Annotated in this window: 1 protein-coding gene; it reads right to left on the minus strand. The window is 46.9% G+C overall.

The window, feature by feature from the left end; genetic code table 11:
- Positions 1-747 (minus strand): GDP-mannose 4,6-dehydratase (locus ACWHAR_RS26510; protein ID WP_452088351.1); only part of this gene is annotated, 747 nt, incomplete at both ends.

Genomic DNA, 747 nt, shown 5'->3' on the forward strand with positions numbered 1-747 from the left:
TAAATATTGATGTTTGATTTCATTGCTTCCCTGATTCAGCACCTTAGGTTTCAGATTACTGTTCATTTTCTTTAATATTTTCTCTACCAGTTCAAGTACGGTCAGCTGGATCTCATTGCTGAAGTTAAAGGCCTCTCCGGCAAGATTGTTTTCTTCCATTTTTTCTGCAAGAAGCAGATAAGCCTGAACGGCGTCTTCAATATAGAAGTAGTCCCGTACAAAGGTACCGTCGCTTCGGATTTCCGGCGCTTCCCCGTTCAGTACAAGCTGAATCGTCTGAGGAATGATGCGGTTGAAGTTCAAATCTCCGCCGCCGTATAAGTTTCCGCAGCGCGTAATGCAGACCGGAAGCCCGTACGTGTGAAAATAGGTGTGGCTGATCAGATCTGCGCAGCTTTTTGAGACGTCGTACGGGTGCTTGCCTTGCAGCGGCATGTTTTCATCGTATGGAAGGTTTTCTTGATCGCCGTAAGCTTTATCACTTGAAGCGACAATGACCCGCTTAATTAACGGATGCTTGCGGCAGGCTTCGAGAATATTCCATGTACCGAGGATATTCGCTTCAAAGGTAGAAATCGGGTTGCGGTTTGCCACGCCGACAATCGCTTGTGCAGCAAGATGAAAGACAGTGTCGATCTCATACTCGCCAAGCGCGCGTTCAATCACAGCCAAGTCCTCAAGAGAGCCCCGCACGATGTTCATTTTCTTGATATGTTCTCCCTGATAAAGATTGGATTGAGGCACATG

This window comes from Bacillus sp. LR--39, from assembly GCF_053613335.1.